General features: G+C 68.9%; 8 protein-coding genes and 1 pseudogene. 6 read left to right on the forward strand and 3 right to left on the reverse strand.

Features of this window, described 5'->3' with window-relative positions:
* From FXN61_RS55855 to FXN61_RS55865, 3 genes and pseudogenes are all read right to left on the reverse strand, one after another.
* The coding region (locus FXN61_RS55855; RefSeq protein WP_167978353.1) for a type I polyketide synthase at positions 1–7,098 on the reverse strand (7,098 nt) is incomplete at its 3' end.
* Positions 7,059–8,543 (reverse strand): type I polyketide synthase, encoded by a 1,485-nt coding sequence (locus tag FXN61_RS55860; protein WP_167978354.1) that lies wholly within the window; start codon positions 8,541–8,543, stop codon positions 7,059–7,061. The genes FXN61_RS55860 and FXN61_RS55855, both read right to left, overlap by 40 nt.
* Positions 8,453–13,032 (reverse strand): annotated as a pseudogene (locus FXN61_RS55865) (type I polyketide synthase); the annotation flags it as partial. The gene FXN61_RS55860 and the pseudogene FXN61_RS55865, both read right to left, overlap by 91 nt.
* A gap of 230 nt (positions 13,033–13,262) precedes the next feature.
* On the opposite strand from FXN61_RS55865, the gene FXN61_RS35720 reads away from it, so the two are divergent.
* The 6 genes from FXN61_RS35720 to FXN61_RS35745 all read left to right on the forward strand — a co-directional run.
* Positions 13,263–13,643 carry a polyketide cyclase / dehydrase and lipid transport gene (locus FXN61_RS35720; protein ID WP_167978356.1) on the forward strand — a complete coding sequence of 127 codons (381 nt, stop codon included), beginning with the start codon at positions 13,263–13,265 and terminating at the stop codon, positions 13,641–13,643.
* A gap of 58 nt (positions 13,644–13,701) precedes the next feature.
* On the forward strand, positions 13,702–14,490 hold the full coding sequence (locus tag FXN61_RS35725) for a metallophosphoesterase family protein (RefSeq protein ID WP_312878248.1): 789 nt from the start codon (positions 13,702–13,704) through the stop codon (positions 14,488–14,490).
* 22 nt (positions 14,491–14,512) lie between these two features.
* On the forward strand, positions 14,513–14,953 hold the full coding sequence (locus tag FXN61_RS35730) for an SRPBCC family protein (protein ID WP_167978357.1): 441 nt from the start codon (positions 14,513–14,515) through the stop codon (positions 14,951–14,953).
* A complete protein-coding gene (locus tag FXN61_RS35735; RefSeq protein ID WP_167978358.1) occupies positions 14,950–16,158 on the forward strand; it encodes an ArsA family ATPase in 1,209 nt (402 codons plus the stop codon). The genes FXN61_RS35730 and FXN61_RS35735 overlap by 4 nt, the downstream gene beginning before the upstream one ends.
* A gap of 13 nt (positions 16,159–16,171) precedes the next feature.
* On the forward strand, positions 16,172–16,525 hold the full coding sequence (locus FXN61_RS35740) for a hypothetical protein (protein WP_167978359.1): 354 nt from the start codon (positions 16,172–16,174) through the stop codon (positions 16,523–16,525).
* A partial coding sequence (locus tag FXN61_RS35745) for an ROK family protein (RefSeq protein ID WP_188135853.1) occupies positions 16,525–17,211 on the forward strand: 687 nt, incomplete at its 3' end. The genes FXN61_RS35740 and FXN61_RS35745, both read left to right, overlap by 1 nt.

A 17,211-nucleotide genomic window follows, 5' to 3' on the forward strand; every position in this document is an offset into this window, starting at 1 on the left:
ATCCAGCATCGGCTCCATCAACGGCGAGTGGAACGCGTGACTGACGTTCAGCCGCTTGCTCTTCCACCGCTCCGCAACCGCCAACACCTCGTCCTCAACGCCAGCGATCACCACCGACCGCGGCCCATTGACCGCCGCAATCGACACGCCATCCGTCAGATGCGGCAGCACCTCTTCTTCGGAAGCGACAACAGACACCATCGCGCCACCGGTCGGCAGCGCCTGCATGAGCGCCGCACGAGCCGTCACCAACAAACACGCGTCCTCAAGGCTCAACACGCCCGCCACGTGCGCCGCCGCGACCTCACCGATCGAATGCCCGGCAAGCTGCACCGGCCGCACACCGAACGACTCCAGCAACCGGTACAGCGCCACCTCAACCGCGAAGATCGCCGGCTGCGCATACCCGGTCTGGTTCAACGTCTCCTGGTCATCACCCCACATGACCTCACGCAGCGCCGGATCAAGGTTGACCAGCGCAGCGTCCAACGCCTCCGCAAACACCGGGAACGCCTCGTACAGCTCACGCGCCATCCCAACGCGCTGCGATCCCTGCCCGGAGAACACGATGGCGAGCGGCCGGTTCCGCACCACACCACTGGCCAGCTCAACGCCGTTCCACACCACCGCCCTGTGGTCGAACAACGCGCGCGTGGTCGCCAACGAGAACCCGACGTCCACCGCCGGCACGCCGCTCTCCACCAGCGCGTTGATCTGCTCCACCTGAGCCCGCAACGACGCCCGCGACTTGGCCGACACCACCAGTGGCACGCCACCAGCCCGGATCGATCCCGCTGCATCGATCCCGTCTGCATCGATCCTGTTTGGCCCCCCTCCAGGGGAGACCGAGGTCCCCATCCCAATCATCTCAGGCAGGTCTGACAATTCCGGAGCCTCAAGGATCACGTGGGCATTGGTGCCCGAGACGCCGAACGACGAGACGGCGGCGCGGCGGGCACGGGAGACGGCGGGCCACTTGGCGTTGCCCGTGAGCAACCGGACCGCGCCCGCCTCCCAGTCCACGTGGGACGACGGCTCGGTGACGTGCAGCGTCTGGGGCACAAGACCGTGGCGCAGGGCCTGCACCATCTTGATCACGCCGGCGACACCGGCGGCGGCCTGGGTGTGGCCGATGTTGGACTTGATCGAGCCGAGCAGGAGCGGTTCGGAGCGGTCCTGACCGTAGGTGGCCAGAAGCGCCTGCGCCTCGATCGGGTCGCCCAGAGTGGTGCCGGTGCCGTGCGCTTCGACGACATCGACGTCCGTAGTGGACAGACCTGCGGAGGCCAGCGCCTGGCGGATCACTCGCTGCTGCGAGGGACCGTTTGGCGCGGTGAGTCCGTTCGACGCTCCGTCCTGATTGACTGCCGAACCACGCACGACCGCCAAAACGTGGTGGCCGTTGCGCTGAGCGTCAGACAGACGCTCCAACACGACCACACCGACGCCCTCGGACCAGCCGACACCGTCAGCGGAGTCGGCGAACGCCTTGCAACGGCCGTCCGGCGAGAGTCCGCGTTGCCGCGAGAACCCGATGAACGCGCCCGGCGAGGCCAGAACAGTGACACCACCTGCAAGCGCCAAGGAGCATTCACCGGCACGGAGGGCTTGCATCGCCCAGTGCATGGCGACCAACGACGACGAGCACGCCGTGTCGAGAGTGACCGCGGGACCCTCGAACCCGAACGTGTAGGAAACACGGCCGGACACGACCGAAGGCGAGCCGCCGGTCGTCTGGTAGCCCTCGGAGTCGCCTTCGAGCAGCAGCGAGTAGTCGTTGTACATGACGCCGGCGAACACACCGGTGGGACTGCCCTTCAGTGCGACGGGGTCGATGCCCGCGCGTTCCAACGCCTCCCACGACGCCTCCAGCAGGAGACGCTGCTGGGCGTCGGTCGACACGGCCTCGCGTGGCGACATTCTGAAGAACTCGGGGTCGAACAGGTCGGCGTCGTGGAGGAAGCCACCGGACTTCGTGTACGAGGTGCCGACGTGGTCGGGGTCCGGGTGGTAGAGCGAGTCGAGGTCCCAGCCGCGGTTGGACGGGAACTCCGTGATGGCATCGCGGCCGTCGACCACGAGGTCCCACAGCTGCTCCGGCGTGACGATACCGCCGGGGTAACGGCAGGCCATGCCGACGATCACGATCGGATCGTCCGAAGTGGACGTCAGCACGGGCAACGCCGGCAACGCCTCGTCCGCGCCGAACAGTTCGTCCCGCAGGAATCCGGCGAGCACCGCGGACGTCGGGTAGTCGAAGATCAGCGTGCTCGGCAGGCGCAGACCGGTGACACCGCTCAGGCGGTTGCGCAGGTCGACCGCGGTGAGCGAGTCGAACCCGAGGTCCTGGAACGCCATGGCCGGGTCGACCGCGGCGATGCCGTCGTGTCCCAGCACAGCGGCGACCTCGGTGCGGACGAGGTCGAGCAGCGCGCCCAACCGGGCTTCCGATGCCATCGCGGTGAGGCGCTGCACGAGACCGGAGTCGGCCTGAACCGCCGCACGCCGAGCCCGCGTCCGGATCAGGCCGCGCAGCAACGGACGGATCTCGCCCTGGTCGCGCAACGTCGCGAGGTCGAGGCGCAACGGCAGCAGCACCGCGTCCTCACCGGCGATCGCCGCGTCGAACAGCGCGAGTCCCTGCTCCACCGAGAGAGGAGGCGTTCCGCCTCGCGCCATGCGTTCGGCATCGGCCTCCGACAGCATGCCGGTCTGGTTCCACGCGCCCCACGCCAGCGAGACGGCCGGCAGGCCATTCGCCTTGCGGTGCAGTGCAAGCGCGTCGAGGAACGCATTGGCCGCCGCGTAGTTGGCCTGTCCCGCAGCACCGAACGTTCCTGCGGCGCTGGAGAAGATGACGAACTTGTCGAGGTTCTTGGTGAGCTCATGCAGGTTCCAGGCGGCGTCGACCTTGGGCTTGAGCACGTTCGCCACACGTTCCGGCGTCATCGACTCGATCACGCCGTCGTCCAGCACACCAGCCGCGTGCACGACGCTGCGCACCTTGTGCTTCTTCAGCACCTTCTGCAGTGCCTTGCGATCACTGACATCGCACGCGACCACGGCGACCTTGGCGTCCAAATAGGACACATCCGCCTTGCCGGTGCGGCTGACCAGCACGAGTTCCTTGACGCCGTACCGTTCGACGAGGTGCTTGGCGATCACGCGACCCAGCCCGCCGGTACCGCCGGTGATCAGCACCGGCCCGGTGAACTCGCCGGGCTCCGCCGCCTCGGCCCGTGCGAGCCGTGCCGCGAACACCTGGCCATCGCGCACCCGCAGCTGCGGCTCGTCGATCGCGAGAACCTGCTCGGACACCTCGGCATCGGTGTCGATGAGCGTGAACCTGCCGGGGTGCTCGTTCTGCGCGGCCCGGACCAGACCGTGAACCACGCTCGCGGCCAGGTCGTCCTGGCGCGTCACGAACACCAGCCGTTCCGCCCGCTCCTCGGCGATCCAACGCTGCACCAGCTCAAGCGCACGAGCAGCAAGGGCGTGCGTCTGCTCGACGACATCCCCGTCACCAACGAACTCCTCCACCACCACGGCCGCCGCACCAGCATTGGGCAGCGACACCGGCACCCAGTCGAGCCGGAACAGCGAGTCGCGCTCCACCGTGCTCACCTGCTGCGCGGACACCGCCCGCGTCACCAGCGACCCGATCGTGGCAACCGGCGCACCCGTCGTGTCGACGACCGCGATCACCCACGCGTCCCCGTTGCGACGCAACCGAACCCTGGCCGCCGCCGCGCCTGTGGCGTGCAGCGACACGCTCTCCCAGGAGAACGGCAGTCCCGCCTCGGCCCCGTCGAAGAAGCCACCCGCGTGCAGCGTGGCGTCGAGCAGCGCCGGGTGCAGCCCGAACGCCGCACCGTCCACGCCTTCCGGCAACGCGACCTCGGCGAACACCTCGTTGTCCCCGCGCCACACGGCCCGCAGCCCTTGGAACACCGGCCCGTACTCGAACCCGTTCTCCGCAAACCGCTCGTAAGCGCCCTCGACGTCAACGGCCTCGGCGCCCGGAGGTGGCCACGCGGTTGCGTCAAAGTCTCCGGTCGTGGTGCCGGCGGCCAGGAACCCGGTCGCGTGCCGCGTCCACGTCACGTCCTCGCCGTCCGGCCGCGAGAACACCTCGACAGCGCGACGCCCGTTCTCCTCGACGCCGATCGCGACCTGAATCCGCACGGCACCCTTCGCGGGCAGCACGAGCGGCGCGGCCAGCGTCAGCTCGTCGACGCGGTCGAGCCCGACCTCGTCGCCTGCCCGCACCGCGAGCTCCAGGAACGCCGTTCCCGGCAGCAGCACCTGCCCGAACACCGTGTGGTCCGCGAGCCACGGATGCGAGCTCAGCGACAACCGGCTCGTAAACAGAACGCCGTCCGCTCCGGCCACATCGACCGCAGCCCCGAGCAACGGGTGTTCCACCCGCGTGAGCCCGAGCGCGCCGACGTCACCGGTCTTGCGCACCGCCTTCGGCCAGAACATCTGGTGCTCGAACGCATAGGTGGGCAGATCAACCTTCCGTCCACCTGTGTACAGCCGCGTCCAGTCAACATTGATTCCGTCAACATGTACCTGACCGAGTGCAGTCAACATTGACGCGACTTCACCGCGATCGCGCCTCAACACCGGCGTCGCGCCGTCCACCATCGCGCTCAACTGCGCGTCCGGCCCGATCTCCAGCAGCGTGACATCACCCAGTCGAGTGACGTTCTCGTAGAACCGAACCGCGTCCCGAACGTGGTTCACCCAGTAGTCGACGGTGGTGACATCGCCGGATGTTGACATCTGGACAACCGGCTCGTGGAACGTCAAGCCGCTGATCGCCTCACGGAAGTCATCCAGCATCGGCTCCATCAACAGCGAGTGGAACGCATGCGACACCTTCAGCCGCTTGCTCTTCCACCGCTCCGCAACCGCCAGCACCTCGTCCTCAACACCGGCGATCACCACCGACCGCAGACCGTTGACCGCCGCAATCGACACACCTGCGGTCAGCTGCGGCAACACCTCTTCCTCGGACGCGATGACCGACACCATCGCGCCACCAGCCGGCAACGCCTGCATGAGCGTCGCACGAGCCGTAACCAACAAACACGCGTCTTCGAGGCTCAGCACTCCGGCGACGTGCGCCGCCGCGATCTCACCGATCGAATGCCCGACCAGGTGGTCCGGCCGCACCCCGAACGACTCGATCAACCGGTACAGCGCCACCTCAACGGCGAAGATCGCCGGCTGCGCGTACCCGGTCTGGTTCAATGTCTTCTGGTCGTCGCCCCACATGACCTCGCGCAGCGCCGGGTCGAGGTTGACCAGCGCGGCGTCCAACGCCTCCGCAAACACCGGGAACGCCTCGTACAGCTCACGCGACATCCCAACGCGCTGCGATCCCTGCCCGGAGAACAGGAACGCCAACGGCTTCCCGCCGGCCACACCCTCAGCGACAACCTCGCCGTCAAGCACAACCGCCCGGTGCTCGAACAACGCCCGTGTAGTAGCCAGTGAGAACCCGACGTCCACAGCGGACACACCGCTGTCCACCAACGCCTTGATCCGCTCGACCTGAGCGCGCAGCGATGCCGCTGACTTCGCCGACACCGTCAACGGAATCGATCCGGATTGGCTGGCCCCCTGGGGGGAGCTACCCCCCATCCCAATCATCTCAGGCAGGTCTGACAATTCCGGACCCTCGAGAATCACGTGGGCGTTGGTGCCCGAAACTCCGAACGACGAGACACCGGCGCGACGCGCGCGGGAGACCGAGGGCCAGGAGCGGGGCGACGTCAGCACCTCGACGGCGCCGGACTCCCAGTCGACCTGCGTGGTCGGGGTGCTGACGTGCAGGGTCTGGGGCAGCACGCCGTGGTGCAGCGCCTGCACCATCTTGATCACGCCCGCGACACCCGCGGCGGCCTGTGTGTGGCCGATGTTCGACTTGATCGAGCCCAGGTAAAGCGGCTCGTCGCGGTCCTGCCCGTACACCGCGAGCAGCGCCTGGGCCTCGATCGGGTCACCGAGGTTCGTCGCGGTGCCGTGTGCTTCGACGACGTCGACGTCCGCGGGCGACAAGCCGGCCGAGGCCAGCGCCGCGCGGATCACGCGCTGCTGCGACGGTCCGTTCGGCGCGGTCAGGCCGTTGGAAGCACCGTCCTGGTTGACGGCCGAGCCGCGGACCACGGCCAGAATGGTGTGGCCGTTACTCAGAGCGTCTGACTGGCGTTCCAGCACCAGCAGACCGACACCCTCGCCCCAGCCGGTGCCATCAGCGGAGTCGGAGAACGCCTTGCATCGTCCGTCGACCGAGAGGCCGCGCTGGCGGGAGAACTCGACGTAGGTGGTGGGCGTCGACATCACCGTCACACCACCGGCCACGGCCAGCGAACACTCACCCGAGCGCAGCGCCTGCGAAGCCAGGTGCAAGGCCACCAAAGAAGAAGAGCAAGCGGTGTCGACCGTGACAGCCGGCCCCTCGAAGCCGAACGTGTAGGACACGCGGCCCGAGGCGATGCTGCCCGCACTGCCCTGGCCCTGATGGCCTTCGAACTCGCCACCATCCAAAATGGACGCGTAGTCGTTGTACATGACGCCCGTGAAGACACCGGTCGCGCTGCCGCGCAAGGAAGCCGGGTCGATTCCGGAACGTTCCAGCGCCTCCCAGGTGGTCTCCAGCAGCAGTCGCTGCTGTGAGTCCGTCGCGAGGGCCTCGCGCGGGGACATGCCGAAGAACGCCGGGTCGAACGCGCCCGCCTCGTGCAGGAAGCCACCCGCGATCGAGTACGTGGTGCCCGCGTGGTCGGGGTCGGGGTCGTAGATGCCGTCGATGTCCCAGCCGCGGTTGACCGGGAACTCCGTGATGGCGTCGACGCCTTCGGCGACCAACCGCCACAGGTCCTCGGGCGACGACACGCCTCCGGGATAGCGGCAGGCCATGCCGACGATCACGATCGGATCGTCCGAAGTGGACACGAGCGCGGTCGGCTGCGCCACAGCATCCGAGGCGCCGAACAGCTCATCCTTCAGGAAACCTGCCAGCACCGCGGACGTCGGATGGTCGAACGTCAGCGTCGCGGGCAGCTCAGCCCGGTCGACCCTCGCCAAGCCGGTTTGCGCAGCTCGACGGCGGTCAGCGAGTCGAAGCCGAGCGACTGGAAGGCGCGTGACGGGTCGATCGTCTCGCCGCCGCTGTGGCCGAGCACCGCGCCGACCTCAGCGCGCACGAGGTCGAGCAACGCCTCGAGGCGACCGGCGTCGTCACGACCTGCCAGCTTCTGCACCAGCGACGACGACGTGCTGGAAGCCGCGGCACGACGAGAACGGACCTTCACGAGGCCCCGCAGCACCGCCGGAACCTCGCCTCGCGCCCGGAACACCGGCAGGTCGAGTCGCAGCGGCAGCACCAAAGACGCACCCGAAGACAGTGCGGCGTCGAAGAGTTCCACGCCTTCCGCGGACGTGATCGGCGGCATGCCGGACTTCGCGAGGCGTTCGGCGTCGGCACCGGACAGCATGCCCGTCCCGGCCCACGCGCCCCACGCCAGTGACACGCCCGGCAGACTCTGCGCACGCCGGTGCTCGATCAACGCGTCGAGGAACGTGTTGCCCGCCGCGTAGTTGCCCTGGCCGGACGAGCCGAAGATGCCCGCGCCGGACGAGTAGACGACGAACGCCGACACGTCGCCAGCCAGCTCGTGCAGGTTCCACGCGGCGTCGACCTTGGGGCGCAACACGTTCGACAAGCGCTCAGGCGTCAGCGACTCGATCACGCCGTCGTCCAGCACACCGGCGGTGTGCACGATGGAGCGGATCCGGTGGCCCGCCAGGAGGTTCGCGACCGCGTGTCGATCGGCGACGTCGCACGCCGCCACGGTGACCGAAGCGTCCACGTCCGCCACCCAGTCCGGCGTCTCACCGCGTCGGCTGACGAGCACCAGGTCGCGAACGCCATGTGCGGCAACGAGATGCCGCGCGATGACCTGACCGAGCCCACCGGTGCCACCGGTGATCAATACAGGCCCTTCGAGCACAACGCTGTCACCAGCGGCGATCCGGGCGACACGCGGCACGAACACTTCGCCGCCCCGCACCCGCAGCTGCGGCTCGGCGCTCGCGAGCACCGAGTCCGGCAGGTCGCCGTCGGTCTCGATCAACGCGAACCGGCCGGGGTGCTCGGACTGCGCGGCCCGCACGAGGCCCCACACCGCCGAAGCACCCAGATCACCTTGCCGCGTAACGAAAACGAGCTTCTCGGCTCGTTCGGTCGCGATCCACTCCTGGATCTTCGCGAGCACCTCGGTCGTCAGCGCGTGCGCGGCCTCGACCGGGGATCCTTCCGCCGACACGTGCTCCACGACGTGCGCAGCGGGAACCGCTTCGGTGAGTGTGATCGGCACCCAGTCCAGCCCGAACAACGCGTCCTGCGCGGCGTTGAGCTGCTGCGCCGACACGGCCCGCGTCACCAGCGACCCGACCGTCGCGACCGGCGCACCGGTGGCGTCGGCGATGGCGATCTCCATCGAGCTGTCGCCGGTGGTCCGGAGACGCACCCGCAGCGACGTGGCCCCCACCGCGTGCAGTGCAACGCTTTCCCACGAGAACGGCACCGCGCCCTCGGTCCGCCGGTCCGCGAACGCACCGCGTGCAGCGCCGCGTCCAGCAGCGCCGGGTGGAGGCCGAAGCCGGCGACCGTCACGTCCTCGGGCAGCGCGACCTCGGCGAACACCTGATCGCCCAGCTTCCACGCGGCCCGCAGGCCCCGGAAAGCGTGCCCGTAGTCGAACCCGAGCTCCGCGAACCGCTCGTACACACCCTCGACCTGCACAGCCTCAGCCCCGGCAGGCGGCCACTCCGAAGCGTCAAAGTCCAAGGTCGTGGTTCCGGAGGCCAGGAAGCCGGCCGCGTGCTCGGTCCACGGCAGATCGCTGTCCTCGGGACGGCTGTGAATCGTGACCGCCCGGCGGTCACCGTCCGCACCGACCCTGATCTGCACCTGGACGGCACCGGTCTCCGGCAGCACGAGCGGAGCCGCGATCGTCAGCTCGTCGAGGCGATCGAGGCCCACCTCGTCCGCGGCCCGCAGCGCGAGCTCGACGAGCGCCGCGCCGGGCACGAGCACCTTGCCGTGCAGCGAGTGGTCCCGCAGCCACGGGTGGGTGCGCAGCGACAGCCTGCTCGTGAACAGCAGGCCCTCTCCCCCGGCGAGCTCGACGGCTGCCCCGAACAACGGGTGCCCGACCGCGCCGAGACCGGCCGACCGGACGTCCGAGCGCGTGGAGACCTCAGGCCAGAACGTTTGCTGCTCGAACGCGTAGGTCGGCAGGTCGATCTTCCGGCCATGTTGACAGAACCTGTTCCAATCAACATTGACGCCGTCAACATTGATTCGGCTCAATGCAGTCAACATTGACTTGACCTCGTCAACGTTGCGCCGCACCGCGGGCACGCAGCCGTCCACCATCGCGGACAGCACGCCGTCCGGCCCGATCTCCAGGAACTTCACGTCACCCAATCGCGTGACGTTCTCGTGGAAGCGGACGGTGTCGCGGACGTGGTTCACCCAGTAGTCGACGGTGGTGACATCGCCGGATGTTGACATCTGGACAACCGGCTCGTGGAACGTCAGGCCGCTGATCGCCTCACGGAAGTCGTCGAGCATCGGCTGCATCAACGGCGAGTGGAACGCGTGGCTGACCTTGAGCCGCTTGTTCTTCCACTTCTGCGCGATCGCGAGCACTTCTTCTTCGACGCCAGCGATCACCACGGAGCGAGGCCCGTTGACCACGGCGATGGACACGCCATCGGTCAGATGCTCACGCACCTTCTTTTCGGAGGCGACCACCGACACCATGGCGCCACCGGCCGGCAACGCCTGCATCAGCGAGGCGCGTGCGGTGACGAGCTGACAGGCGTCTTCGAGGCTCAGCACCCCGGCTACGTGGGCGGCGGCGATCTCACCGATCGAGTGGCCCGCGATGTGGTCGGGCTTCACGCCGTAGAACTCGAACAGCCGGTACAGCGCCACCTGGAACGCGAACAGCGCGGGCTGCGTGTACCCGGTCTGGTTCAGCGTCTCCTGGTCGTCGCCCCACATGACCTCGCGGACGGCAGGGTCGAGGTTCGCGAGCACCGCGTCGAGCCCCTCGGCGAACACCGGGAACGCCTCGTACAGCGCACGTCCCATCCCGATCCGCTGCGAGCCCTGCCCGCTGAACAGGAAGGCCAACTCCCCGGCCTTGGCGACGCCGGACGCCAGCACCTCGCCGTCGAGCACCACAGCCCGGTGGTCGAACACCGCACGCGTGGTCAGCAACGAGAACGCGATGTCCGCCGCATCCCCCGGCCACGCCTTGATCCGCTCGACCTGCGCGGCCAGCGAATCGGCCGACCGCGCCGACACCACCAGCGGAATCGATCCGGATTGGCTGGCCCCCTGGGGGGAGCTACCCCCCATCCCAATCATCTCAGGGAGGTCTGACAATTCCGGAGCCTCAAGGATCACGTGGGCGTTCGTGCCGGAGACGCCGAACGACGAGACACCGGCGCGGCGCGAGCGGGAGACGTTGGGCCAGGAGACCGCGGTGGTCACCAGGGACACGTCGCCCGCGGTCCAGTCGATGTGGGTGGAGGGCTGGTCGACGTGCAGCGTCGCGGGCACGACGCCGTGCCGCATCGCGTGCACCATCTTGATGATGCCGGCGACACCGGCGGCGGCCTGGGTGTGGCCGATGTTGGACTTGATCGAGCCGAGGAGCAGCGGCGACGGCCGGTCCTGCCCGTACACGGCGAGAAGCGCCTGGGCCTCGATCGGGTCGCCCAGCGTGGTACCGGTGCCGTGGGCTTCGACGACGTCGACGTCCGCCACTGACAATCCGGCGGAAGCCAGAGCCGAGCGGATCACGCGCTGCTGCGACGGTCCGTTCGGCGCGGTCAGGCCGTTGGATGCGCCGTCCTGGTTGACCGCCGAGCCGCGCACGACGGCCAGGATGGTGTGGCCGTTGCGCAGTGCGTCGGACTGGCGTTCCAGAACGAGAAGGCCGACGCCCTCGCCCCAACCGGTGCCGTCGGCGGCGTCGGCGAACGACTTGCAACGGCCGTCCATCGCGAGGCCGCGCTGCTTCGAGAAGGCGACGAACGAGCCCGGCGTCGACATGACCGTCACACCGCCGGCCAGTGCCAGCGAGCATTCGCCGTTGCGCAGCGCAGAAGACGCGAGGTGCAGAGCGACCAACGACGACGAGCAGGCGGTGTCGACGGTGACCGCGGGGCCCTCAAGGCCGAAGGTGTAGGCGACGCGGCCGGACAGGACGCTCTGCGCGGTGCCAGTGCCCTGGTAGCCCTCGAAGATGTCGTCGGACACCAGAGTCGAGTAGTCGTTGGACATCACGCCGGCGAAGACGCCGGTCTTGGAGCCCCGGACGGAAGCCGGGTCGATGCCCGCGCGTTCGAAGGCCTCCCACGCGGTCTGCAGCAGGAGCCTGTGCTGCACGTCCGTCGCGAGGGCCTCGCGCGGGGACATGCCGAAGAAGTCCGGGTCGAACGACGGGGCGTCGTACAGGAAACCACCCTGCATCACGTGGGTCTTGCCCGCGGCGTCCGGGTCCGAGTCGTACAGCGAATCGAGGTCCCAGCCGCGGTTCTCCGGGAAGCCGGTGACGCCGTCGCGCTCCTCGAACACCAGGCGCCACAGGTCTTCCGGCGACGACACGCCACCTGGGTAGCGGCAGGCCATGCCGACGATCACGATCGGGTCGTCGGAAACGTTGTCAGAAACCACTTCCGGCACGAGGACGTCCGCGCCGAACAGCTCGTCCAGCAGGTAGGAGGCCAGGGCGCCGGCGGTCGGGTAGTCGAAGATCAGGGTCGCCGGCAGGCGGATACCGGTCGAGGCAGTCAGGCGGTTGCGCAGCTCGACCGCGGTCAGCGAGTCGAAACCGAGGCCCTGGAACGTGCGGGTGCGGTCCACTTCGGACGCACTGCCGTGGCCGAGCACCGCGGCTACCTCGGTCGCGACCAGGTTCAGCAACGCGTCCAGGCGCGCATCGGGACCGAGGCGTGACAACTCCGCGACAAGTCCCTCTGCCGCAACGGATTGCGCGGCGGCACGGCGCTTCGGGGTCTTGATCAGGCCACGCAGCAACGGTGGCGGAGCGCCCTGAGCCCGCAATGCGGGAAGATCCAGGCGAAGCGGCAGCAGGAAAGCATCCGAACCGGCGGAACCGGCGTCGAACAGAGCAAGCCCCTCTGCGACCTTCAGCGGAGGCATGCCGGAACGGGCGATGCGCTGCAGGTCGGCGTCCGACATCGCGGCGGTCATGCCCGAGGTCTGCTCCCACGCCCCCCACGCCAGCGCGACGGCGTGCTGGCCGGAAGCGCGACGGACGCGCGCCAATGCGTCGAGGAAAGCGTTGGCAGCGGCGTAGTTCGCCTGGCCGGCGCCTCCGAACGTGCCGCGGCCGAGGAGAACAGCACGAAAGGCACGTCAGGCAACAGTTCGTGCAGGTGCAGCGCCGCGTCTGCCTTGGGACGCAACACGGTGTCGATCCGCTCAGGCGTCAGAGACTCGACGACACCGTCGTCCAGCACCGCTGCCGTGTGCACCACGCCACCGATGGAGTGCCGCGACAGCAACGATTCCAGTGCCGAACGATCGGAGACGTCACACGCCTCGACGATCACGTCCGCGCCGAGCTCCTGCAACGTAGAAACGTTAGCGGAACCGCTGCGCGAGACCAGCAGCAGCTCACGAACGCCGTGCCCCGACACGAGATGCCGGGCCACCAGCTGACCAAGACCACCGGTACCACCGGTGATCAGCACACGACCGGACCACGTCAGCCGTTCAGAAGGCAGGGCCGCACGAGCCAGACGTGCCGCGAGAACGACACCATCGCGGATCGCGAGCACCGGCTCGTCGGTCGTCAACGCGTGCAGCACCGCACCGGCCGACGCCTCTGCCAGATCCAGATCCACCAGCACAAAGCGGCCGGGGTGCTCGGACTGCGCCGACCGCACCAGGCCACGGGCGGCAGCCGCAGCGAGGTCGTCGCGATCGACCTGCCTGCGGAAGCTGACGGCGTTGCCGAAGCGCTCCGCGTTGGCCCACACCATGTCGGTGAGGTTCTCCTCCGGAGCCACTGCGGCCGTGGCGGGGACGCTGAACTCGCGCACGTCAACCTCCGTACGGTTGGATGTTACTAGCGGGGAAACTTAGCGTGTGATTCCGGCGATACAAAGGTTGGTACGCCCTTCCGTTACTTTTTCAGTCCATGGCCAGTGTGGACGTCGTCGACGAAACTTTCCTGGCGGTGCCACCCAGCGTGGTCGCCGCAGCCTTCGCTTCGCCGTCGTCGTGGCGGGCGTTCTGGCCGGATCTCGAACTGGACGTCTACGCCGACCGCGGTGACGAGGGACTGCGCTGGACCGTCGGTGGGGCGCTCGTGGGCACCATGGAGGTCTGGCTCGAGCCGATGCTCGACGGCACGCTGCTTCACTACTTCCTCCGCGCTGATCCGTCCGCCGGGTCGCTCGCCCCGCGCAACGCCCTTCGCGAGGTGCAACGCCGTCAGCTCGACGCGAAGTCCGTCGCGCTGGGACTCAAGCTGACTCTGGAGGACGGCCGCCCGCCTGGCTGCCCGCCAGCAGGGTGATCTTGCTTGACGTGTGTCTCGGAAACCACCCCGGTCCCGGTGAACTAGGTTGGAAACCGTGCGGGTTCACGTGGTCTCGGATGTGCACGGCAACGCGGAGGCGCTCGCGCGCGCCGGTGACGGCGCCGACGCGCTCGTCGTGCTCGGCGACCTGATCGACTTCGTCGACTACCACGACCATTCCAAGGGGATCCTCGGGCGCGTTTTCGGGCCCGAGAAGGTGGGGATCTTCGCCGAGTTGAGACGCGGCACCAAGCGCGCCGACACGGCCGGCTACATCCGGTCTCTGTGGGACGGTCTCGCGGACGCCCGTTCCGTGGTGGAAGAAGCGGTGCTGGAGCAGTACCACGCGTTGTTCGCCGCGATGTCCGCGCCGACGTACGCGACACCGGGCAATGTGGACAGTCCGCACCTGTGGCCGCAGTTCGCCGGTGACGGCGTGCACGTGCTCGACGGCGAGGCGGCGGAGATCGGCGGGCTGCGGTTCGGCTTCGCGGGCGGTGGCCTGATGATGCCCGGTCTGGTCCGCAACCCCAACGCGCCGTGGTTCCCGTACCTCCGCACGGAGGAGGACATGGCGGCCGCGCTGGAGCGGATGGGGCAGGTCGACGTGCTGTGCACGCACATCCCGCCGCTTGTTCCGGAACTGACGTACGACGTCGTCGCGCGCCGCCCCGAGTGGGGTTCGCGTGCCGCGTTGGACAAGATCGTGCGGGAACGTCCGCGCTGGTCGGTGTTCGGGCACGTGCACCAGCCGTTGGCCCGGCGCGTGCGCGTCGGCTACACCGAGTGCATCAACGTCGGGCACTTCCAGCGCAGCGGCAAGCCTCACGTCCTCAATTGGTAAAGACGCGAGTAACCTGCCCGTCATGGCCGACGAGTCCACTCAGTCCATCGTCATCGACGCGCCGCCTGAGAAGATCATGGCGATCATCGCGGATTTCCCGTCGTACCCGGACTGGGCGAACGGGATGAAAGAGGTGGAGGTCCTCGACACCCGTGACGACGGTCGTGCCGACCAGGTCCGGTTCGCGATCGACCAGGGTCCCGTCAAGGACGAGTACACCCTGAAGTACGACTGGGCCCCCGACGGTCTTTCGGTGCGGTGGGAGCTCGTCAAGGGCACCATGCAGAAGGCGCAGAAGGGCAGTTACGTGCTGGAGCCGTCCGGTTCCGGCACCAAGGTCACCTACACGCTCTCGGTGCAGCTGGTGATCCCGATGATCGGGCTGTTCCGCCGCAAGGCCGAGAAGCTGATCCTCGACACCGCGCTCAAGGAGCTCAAGAAGCGCGCGGAGAAGGCGGCTTGAGCCGGGTCCTGCTCTTCACCGGCAAGGGCGGGGTCGGCAAGACGACACTGGCCGCCGCGACGGCGGCCTCCCTGGCGGCACACGGCCGCAAGGCGCTCGTGGTCTCCACCGATCCCGCTCACTCGCTGGGCGACGCCCTCGACGTCCGCCTGGGCGCCTCACCATCCGAAGTGGACACCGCGGACGGCTTGTTCGCGTGCCAGATCGACCCCCGTGGTCTTGTCGACGAGGCCTGGGGCGACCTGCGCGGGCACCTTCGCACCGTTCTGGCGGGCGCCGGCGTCGACGAGCTCGACGCCGAGGAACTGACCGTGCTGCCGGGTGTCGAGGAGCTCCTCGCGCTCTCCGAGGTGCGGCGGCTCGCGTCGTCCGGGCCGTGGGAGGTCGTGGTCGTCGACTGCGGGCCGACCGCGGAGACGTTGCGGTTGCTGTCGCTGCCAGAGGCGTTCGCGGGCTACCTGGAACGACTCTTCCCGACCCACCGGCGCGTGGTGCGCGGGCTTCTGGCGGGTGTCGCCGGCACCGGGACCGTCGAGAAGTGGGACGCGACCGCGGACGCGCTGAGCAGGCTCGCCGAGCGGCTGGACGCGTTGCGCACGATGCTCGCAGATCCTTCCGGTTGCTCGGTCCGGCTGGTGCTGACGCCCGAACGCGTGGTCGCCGCCGAGACGCGGCGAACGCTTACCGCGTTGGCGTTGCAGGGAATCCGCGTCGACAGCGTGATCGCGAACCGGCTGGTGCCTTCGCCCGGTTCCGCGCGTGGTGCCGCGGCCACGTGGCTGCGGACTCGTCGTCACGAGCAGGACGCGGTGCTCGCGGAGCTGACCTGTATCGGTGAGATCCGCACGGTCGACCACCGCGCGTCCGAGCCCGTGGGCGTGCCGGCGCTGCTGGAGGTCGCCGCGCAGCTGTACGGCGACTCGGACCCGTTGCCGGGTGCCGCGGTGTCGGAGTCGTTGCTGGAGGTGTCGGGCAGCGGGCGTGGCCTCGACGCCCGATACTCGCTGCGGATCGCGTTGCCGCTGGCCGACGACACAGAGCTGGACCTCGCGCGCGTGGCCGACGATCTCGCGTTGACCGTCGACGGCAGGCGTCGGCTCGTGGCGCTGCCGTCCCTGCTGAGGCGCTGCATCGTGACCGGCGCGGAGATGGACTCGGGTGGCGTGACGGTGGGATTCCGCCCGGACCCGTCGTTGTGGCGCTGATCAGGAGCTTGTGATGACCCAGGACAACACCGGCAAGCTCGCCGAGGAGCTGCGGCTGCTCATCGACACGGCCGCCGAGCGCATGCAGCCGTGGCTGGAGCGCGTCGCCGAGGCGGGCGACGGCTCGCACACGCCCGAGACGTGCGGCTGGTGCCCGTTGTGCAACGGCGTGGCACTGCTGCGCGGCGACCGTTCCGAACTCGCCGCGAAGGCCGCCGAACACGCCGCGGGCCTGATCGCGGTGCTGCGCGCGGCACTGCGCGAGCCCGGTACCCCGCCGACGCCTCCCTCTTCTGGCGGTGTCGAGGAGCCAGCTGACGCTGGCCAGCGAGTGCAGCACATCAAGGTCGTCAGGAAGACCGACTGATGCTCACGGTCGGAGTGGACATCGGTGGCACCAGCGTGCGCGCCGGCGTCGTGGACGGGCGCGGCTCGGTGCTGGACACCTCACGCGCGCCGACACCCGCGGGCGAACGCGCTCTCGAAGACGCGATCGTGGCCGCGGTGGAGGAGGTGGCGGACCGGCACGCGGTGAACGCCGTCGGTCTCGCCGTGGCGGGCTTCATCGCCTCCGACCGTCGCACGGTGCGTTTCGCACCGCACCTGGCGTGGCGGCAGGCCGACGTGGCCGACCGCATGAGCGACCGCCTCGGCATGCCTGTCGTTCTGGAGCACGACGCGAACGCCGCGGCCCTCGCCGAACACCGCTTCGGTGCCGCACGCGGTGCCAAGACCGCTGTTCTGGTGGCCATCGGCACCGGCATCGGCGCCGCTTTGCTGCTGAACGGCGAGGTCTTCCGCGGCGCTTACGGCGTCGCCCCCGAACTAGGTCACCTGCGCGTCGTCCCCGACGGCCGTCCCTGTCCGTGTGGCAAGAACGGCTGCTGGGAGCGCTACTGCAGTGGCACGGCTCTGAGCGCCACCGCCGTGGAGCTGCTGGCCAAGCACCCCGGCGTCTCCACCGTGCTGGCTCGCGAGGCCGCCGGTGACTCGCGCGCGGTGACCGGACGCCGAGTGGCCGGTGCGGCCCGCGACGGCGACCCGCTCGCCAAG

This window comes from Lentzea indica, assembly GCF_012184385.1.
Taxonomy (GTDB): domain Bacteria; phylum Actinomycetota; class Actinomycetes; order Mycobacteriales; family Pseudonocardiaceae; genus Lentzea; species Lentzea indica.

Excerpts from the sequence above, each read along its gene's own strand:
- FXN61_RS35720 (WP_167978356.1), top strand. The coding sequence starts at position 13,263 with ATGGCCAGTGTGGACGTCGTCGACGAAACTTTCCTGGCGGTGCCACCC.
- FXN61_RS35740 (WP_167978359.1), top strand. The coding sequence starts at position 16,172 with ATGACCCAGGACAACACCGGCAAGCTCGCCGAGGAGCTGCGGCTGCTC.
- FXN61_RS35730 (WP_167978357.1), top strand. The coding sequence starts at position 14,513 with ATGGCCGACGAGTCCACTCAGTCCATCGTCATCGACGCGCCGCCTGAG.